Origin of the sequence: Desulfovibrio sp. (genome assembly GCF_035644575.1) — a bacterium.
Lineage (GTDB): Bacteria > Desulfobacterota > Desulfovibrionia > Desulfovibrionales > Desulfovibrionaceae > Desulfovibrio.
In genome coordinates, this window is sequence record NZ_DASQOG010000239.1 from 1 (window position 1) to 5959 (window position 5959).

Genomic DNA, 5959 nt, shown 5'->3' on the forward strand with positions numbered 1-5959 from the left:
AGAGCAGGGCAAGGGTAATCAGGGCAAGAATAACACGGCGAAACATAGGACCTCCTAACCAGGTTTTATGATTCAGGCCCGCCGCTGTATGCGTCATGGGGGACGCCTGCGCCGTAATCATGCGGCCGTAATCACTGAAAACGGCTGCAGGCTGCGGCGGTCCGTGGTTCGCCGGTAAGCGCGGGGTGCACCAGTAGGGCGGGCTACCAACCAGAAAAGAGCGTCTCACTTTTTAGCGTTGGCGGCTCCCGGCGTCAAGCGCTTCGGGCCGTTGGGCTGACAGTTTACGGGTATTTACCACGCATTGCCGGGCGCTGGGCCTTCGTCTTCATCTTCAGGGTTCTTTTCGGGGGCGGGCGGCGCTGCATGCGCGGTGCGGACAATGGGTGGCGTGGGCACTACAGGGATTGGCTGGTCGTCCACGTCATCGGCGCGCTCGTCGCGCAGGGCCTGTTGTAAAAACCAGTCTTCGCGGATGCGCCAGGATGCCGCTGCCGTGTATGCGGGCGACGAATAGCCCACAGAAAGCACCAGAGTGCGGCGGGCGTGTTCCTGCAGGCGGATGAGCAGGGGGGTAAAGTCCGCATCGCCGGAAAGAATGATGAATTCGTCAAAGTGTGTGGAGTGGGAGAGGTCGTCCATGCAGTCCATGACCAGATGGATGTCGGTGCTGGTCTTGCCGCGTGTGGTCAGCGGCGGGCAGTCCACCACCTGGAATGCGCTGCGGATGAAGGGATTGCGGTATTCCTGATAGCGCTGGGGGTTCAGATAGCACATGCGCTTGAGGATGCGGCGGCGCACGCCTTCGCCGTAAAGAATGCGCAGCGCATGGTTTTCAATCCAGCGCACCCACCGGTATGGAACAGAGCCAAAGGCCCTGGCAGCCTCGGGGTCAATTTCAAGAAAGCGGGTGTAAATATTGTCGAAGTCAACGTAAAGAGCACTGAATACTTCGTCAAAACCGGTAAATCTAGCCATAGTATACCTCAATGGTGAAATAATTTATCTCAAAAGTATATTTTGCCTGTTCCCCTAATGCAAGGACTTTACTGCTACTTGAATTTATGCCCGCCAACGGATACACCTTGCGCCATAATCTGTATCCAAACAAAGGGCGCATGAGCTGTGCTGAATATATTCAATGAAGCAAAAAAGCAGGGTTTGCGCGTGCGGGAGCACCTGCTTTGCGCGCTGCGCAATCCGTCTGATGTGCAGTGGGTCCGTTGCCTTTTCTGGTCGTTCTGGATTTCGCTGGCCTCCTTTCCCATAGGGTACGGCGCGCGCGAGGTCTTGCCAGTCATCTGCTTTATTTTTTTATTGCTCTATTATCGCTACAACTGGACAGAAAGTGTTTTGCACAGGCTTGATGCGCGTCCGCTTTTTTATTGCCTGTGGGCCATGATCGGCATTGGCGTGTTTTTTTCAGAACACATATGGACTTCGCTTCTCCACGCGGGCACAGGCATCAACAAGGGCTTTATTTTGCCGTTCATCGGCATGGAATGCGTGCGGAGCGAAAAAGATCTGCGCCGCCTTGTGTGGGCCTGTGCGCTGGCCTGCTTCTGGGAAGGGCTGGACGGCCTGCATCAGGCGCTGACCGGCACGGATTTCATCATGGGCTACGCCCTTAATGCGGGCAGGCTCACGGGGAGCCTCGGCGATTACACTGTGGGCAACTACATAGCCCTGGCCCTCATCCCTGCGTTTTCCCTCTGGTTCATTCTGCGCCGCGCCCTCTCGCCTGCGGCTTCGGCCCTGCTGTGGTTTGCAACGCTTTGGCCCGCGTTTTTTCTGCTGATTGGCGCGAGTAGCCGTAGCGGTGCGCTGGCTGTGGCTGTTTCCTTTGGTTTGTGGGTGCTGCTGCGCGGGGGCCGTGGACGCTTCAAGCTTGCCGTGGGCTCGCTGGGCATTCTGCTGGCTGTGCTCCTGCTTCAGGGGCGGGCCGGGCTGGGCGCGGTGGAGAGCGATGGCCGCTGGAGCCTGTGGCATCTGGCGTGGCAGGTGTTTTGCGAGCATCCCTGGCTGGGAGCCGGAGCGGGCCGTTATAACGAGGCCTTCCGCGCGCTTGGTCTTGCGCCCGAAAAAGACGTTATCACCATCAGCCATCCACACAACCTTTATCTGGATATGCTGTATGCACATGGCATTGTTGGCTTTGTGCTGGGCATGATTTTTCTGCTGGGCTTCATCTGGTGGGGCTACAAGCGTATACGCCCGCGCCTGCTGGCAGAGCTTGAAAGCAAAAATCCCAGTGTCTACTGGCGCATGACAGCCTGGTTCTGGGTCGGTTTTGGCGGCTGGCTGGTCAACGGCATCTTTGGGCACGACTTTTACCGCATCTGGTGGCTGGGGCTTGCCATGAGCCACCTTGGGGTCATGATCGGGGCTGTGGTCAATGGTCTGGATGCCGCCCCTGAAGACCTGGCCGAGCAGGCGCGTCAGGATGAAGCCGCAGCGGTGGGCAAGACATTTTTTTAAAGAGCCCCATACGAGCAAAAGAGAATGCGGTTCCGCACGCCCTGTGTGCGGAACCGCAAAACTTTTCTACAAGCCTTTTGGGGAAGCCTTATTGATCGGTAAAGTCTTCCGCGCTGGTCTGCTGCCCGCCATGCGAGCGCAGCATTTCAAGCGCCTGCTCCTTGGTGAGCACGCGGCCCACGCATCGGGCGTGCTGGCGCTTGTTTTCAGGGCAGTAGCCCATCTGCACGCAGCTTGGGCCAGCCCCTGCAAAGAGGTCGGGCGCGGCCTTGCGGCTGAGGCGCAGCATCTGCCACGCCAGATGGCGTATTTCGTGCTGGGCGTTGCGGCAGCAGCGGATGGCAAACCAGTCGAGCAGGGCGTGGGCGTTCATGCCGATGATGGCCTTGAATTCCGTGGCCTGTGGCTTCAGGTAACGCAAATCTTCTTCTGGCAGGCCCGCGTCAAGGCCCGCATCATACCACTGGCGTGAAATGTCAGCCAGATCGTGCCCGCTGAGGGTTGCCGTATGCCCGTCGGGCAGGGTCACCTGCGCGGAAAATTCGGCCACGCTGCGCGGATACACCACGGAATAACGGCGCTTGCCGCCAAGTTCCGCCCGCCCTGATTTGATGAGGTACGAGGCCAGCCGCTTGCGCACAAGCTGGGTTTCGGTAACGCGCGAATAGCCCTCGACGCCAAAGAGAAAAAAGTCGAACTCCAGCGCGGCCCGGTGCCCGGAATCGAGAATATTCTGCACTATCTGGCGCGAGTAGGGCGAGGCCACGATTTCTTCCAGATCGCGCTCGCTGCGCACAAACCGGGCGGCGATATCCGTATAGATTTTTCCGCCGCCTGCCAGCAGCACAACCTTGCCGTTGCCAGTGTATTTTTCGTCAAGCATGGATCTCCGCCTGTTCTGGGGGTCTAAAAGAGAGGCAGACTATAGGGCAAAGCGCCTCTTCGGGCAAGGTTGCGTGCTCTGCCGCGCAAAGCGCGGATATATCAAAAAAGGCCCGCCCTGAGCGGGTATTTGGGGCGGTATCTTGACATGGCGCGGGCAACACGCCAGAGTGACAAAGTTTTTTGAAATGCCGCCGCCGGATGACCTTTCATAGGCTGAAACCCGCGCAGGCCGCAGATATTTGCAGAAACCCAGCATGAAGAAGGAGATCGCATGAGCCAGCATTTCGCCCCTTACGGCATTCCTGACAGCAAGGGCTTTTTTGGGGCCTACGGCGGGCAGTTCGTACCCGAGCCTCTCAAGGCCCGTCTGGACGAAGTGGCCGAAGCCATGAAGGCCGCCGAGGCGGATCCGTCCTTCCAGAAAGAGCTGGACTATCTTTGCTCCCACTACACCGGGCGGCCCAATCCGGTATTCCACTGCGCCAACCTGAGCCGTCATCTTGGCGGCGCGCAGATATGGCTCAAACGCGAAGACCTCAACCATCTGGGCGCGCACAAGATCAACAATACCCTTGGGCAGTGCCTGCTGGCAAAGCGCATGGGCAAGAAGCGCGTTATTGCAGAAACCGGCGCAGGCCAGCACGGTGTCGCCACAGCGGCCACAGCTGCCCTGATGGGGTTGGAATGCACCATCTGCATGGGTGAAGTGGATATTGAGCGCCAGCATCTCAATGTTATCCGTATGGAGATGCTCGGCTCGCGCGTGGTGGCGGCCAAGAGCGGCCAACGCACCCTCAAGGAAGCCGTGGACGAAGCCCTGGGCATGTGGATTGAAGATCCGGAAATGTTCTATGTGCTCGGCTCTGCCGTTGGCCCCCATCCCTACCCGTATATGGTGCGCGTTTTTCAGTCGGTTGTGGGACGCGAGGCCCGCGCCCAGATGCTGACCGAAACTGGCCGTCTGCCCGATGCCTGCCTTGGCTGCGTAGGCGGCGGTTCCAACGCCATTGGCCTGTTCGCGGGTTTTCTTGACGATACGAATGTGCGCCTTTTGGGCGTGGAACCCGGCGGCCGCGGCAACAGCTACGGCGAGCATGCCGCATCCCTCTGCCTGGGCGAACCCGGCGTCATGCACGGTTTCAATTCCTATATGATCAAGGATCCTGCGGGCGAGGCTGGCGAAGTGTATTCCATTTCCGCCGGGCTTGATTATCCCTCAGTGGGGCCGGAACACGCCCTGCTCAAGGATATGGGCCGTGCCGAATACGTCAGCGTGACAGACAAGGAAGCCCTGGACGCATTTTTTGCCCTTTCGCGGCATGAAGGCATCATCCCGGCGCTGGAATCTTCCCACGCGCTGGCCCATGCCATGAAGATGGCCCCCGCCATGCCTGTGGACGGTATCTTGCTGGTGAACCTCTCTGGCCGTGGCGACAAGGACGTGGCCCAGGTGGCCGAAATGATGCAGAAGGGTCTGATTTAGGGCAATTCTTTAAATTGCTCTGGCGGCTGCGCGAACAAGCGCCCGCCAGTTTTTCAGGAGGAGCGCGGGGGATGGAAGCCTTTTGGCTTTTTCCCCCGCACTTGCTTTTTTTCTTTAACTCACCATTCTTTTGTCATGCAGAAGCCCGAATCATCCAGCATTCCCCTTACTCCCGGCGTTTACCTATACAAGGACGCCAAGGGCCGCATTATCTATGTGGGCAAGGCGCGCGTACTGCGCCGCCGGGTGCTCTCCTATTTTCGGCCAGAAGGCCTGCCAGCCAAGACGCGGGCCATGCTTTCGCATGCCGAGAGCATCGAGTACCTGACCACGACCACGGAAAAAGAGGCCCTGCTGCTGGAAGCCAGTTGCATCAAAAAGCACAGGCCGCACTACAACATCGTGCTGCGCGACGACAAGCAGTACGTGCTTTTTCGCATCAATCCCAAGCATCCCTTTCCCCGGCTGGAAATCGTGCGGCAGGCGCGGCGGGACGGCGCGCGCTATTTCGGCCCGTTCACGTCTGCTCTGGCGGCGCGCGAAACGTGGAAGCTCATCCACCGCGCCTTTGCCCTGCGGCGCTGCACCGACAAGGCCATGAAAAACCGTGTGCGCCCCTGCCTGTATCATTTTATGGGGCAATGCCCGGCGCCCTGCATGGGCATGGTGACATCGCAGGAATACAACGAAAACGTGCGCAAGGTGACGGATCTGCTCCAGGGGCGTTCAGTCGAGCTGCTTGGCGGCCTGCGCGCCGCCATGGAACAGGCCGCCGAAGAACTGGAATTTGAAAGGGCCGCCAGCCTGCGCGACCAGATCCGCGCTGTGGAAAGCACGGTTGAACGGCAGGCTGCCGTGCTGCCCGGCGGCGGCGACATGGACGTGGTGGGCCTGTTTTCTGCGGGCAAGGGGCTGGCGCTGGGGCTTATCTTTGTGCGCAACGGGGCCGTGACGGACGGACGGGCTTTTTACTGGTCGGGCCTGACTTTTGAAGACGCGCCGGAGCTTTTGTGGTCGTTCATGGGGCAGTATTACAGCCAGGCCACGCCGCCCCCGCGCATCCTGCTGCCATGGATCCCCGCCGATCAGGAAGAGGAGCAGGGGGAAGAGGGC

The 5959-nt window shown here is 59.4% G+C and carries 5 protein-coding genes; 3 read left to right on the forward strand and 2 right to left on the reverse strand.

The genetic code is table 11. The features are described 5' to 3' along the window. Positions 1 to 294: 294 nt before the first annotated feature. Positions 295 to 978, reverse strand: coding sequence for an NYN domain-containing protein (locus VEZ52_RS13410; protein ID WP_324837264.1), 684 nt, complete (start codon positions 976 to 978; stop codon positions 295 to 297). A gap of 147 nt (positions 979 to 1125) precedes the next feature. Here VEZ52_RS13410 and VEZ52_RS13415 point away from each other — a divergent pair, with 147 nt between their 5' ends. Beyond that, entirely contained in the window at positions 1126 to 2478 is a 1353-nt protein-coding gene (locus VEZ52_RS13415; RefSeq protein ID WP_324837266.1) for an O-antigen ligase family protein, read from the forward strand. Between the two features lie 88 nt (positions 2479 to 2566). Here VEZ52_RS13415 and VEZ52_RS13420 read toward each other — a convergent pair whose 3' ends face one another. Then, a complete protein-coding gene (locus tag VEZ52_RS13420) occupies positions 2567 to 3361 on the reverse strand; it encodes an FAD-dependent thymidylate synthase (protein WP_240824908.1) in 795 nt (264 codons plus the stop codon). Between the two features lie 273 nt (positions 3362 to 3634). Here VEZ52_RS13420 and trpB point away from each other — a divergent pair, with 273 nt between their 5' ends. Further along, entirely contained in the window at positions 3635 to 4846 is a 1212-nt protein-coding gene (gene trpB / locus VEZ52_RS13425; protein ID WP_324837267.1) for a tryptophan synthase subunit beta, read from the forward strand. Positions 4847 to 4981: 135 nt separating this feature from the next. Then, the coding region (gene uvrC, locus VEZ52_RS13430) for an excinuclease ABC subunit UvrC (protein WP_324837268.1) at positions 4982 to 5959 on the forward strand (978 nt) is incomplete at its 3' end.

Bases quoted from the DNA above. Each gene is read 5' to 3' on its own strand.
- trpB (WP_324837267.1), top strand. From the start codon at position 3,635: ATGAGCCAGCATTTCGCCCCTTACGGCATTCCTGACAGCAAGGGCTTT.
- VEZ52_RS13410 (WP_324837264.1), bottom strand. From the start codon at position 978: ATGGCTAGATTTACCGGTTTTGACGAAGTATTCAGTGCTCTTTACGTT.
- VEZ52_RS13420 (WP_240824908.1), bottom strand. From the start codon at position 3,361: ATGCTTGACGAAAAATACACTGGCAACGGCAAGGTTGTGCTGCTGGCA.